Genomic DNA, 344 nt, shown 5'->3' with positions numbered 1-344 from the left:
AATACCACCTGTGCCAGAAAAAAGGTCAACAAATTTAATCATTTCAATGTCTCGCAGATGAATGTTGCTAGTGAATTTATACCATTATCTGAAAAGTTAACGGTCATGTCACTATGGTTAATTATTGTTTTGATGGCATTTGAACGCTGAAAATTACCAGACCCATCAATCACATATGCTATTTTATGTCCTCTTGAATTGAGCAAATCTCTTCTGCTTTTGGCTAATCCTGCTTTTCTTTCTATTGTTGAGTTTGTTGTAACTTGAAAACTTATTTCAATACCAACACATTTTTTTGTTGTTGTGTTTTTTGCTACAATATCAAAAGTCGTAAGATCTTTATC

General features: G+C 32.3%; 1 pseudogene. It reads right to left on the bottom strand.

The features are described 5' to 3' along the window. Window positions 1–38: 38 nt before the first annotated feature. Window positions 39–344: pseudogene (locus tag RTW80_RS28015) on the bottom strand (hypothetical protein); the annotation flags it as partial.

It is taken from the genome of Escherichia sp. AM3, assembly GCF_032029835.1.
In the GTDB taxonomy this organism is placed as follows: Bacteria; Pseudomonadota; Gammaproteobacteria; order Enterobacterales; family Enterobacteriaceae; genus Escherichia; species Escherichia coli.
Note: the sequence above shows the minus strand (reverse complement) of the source record. Positions and strands in the feature narration are given on the sequence as shown.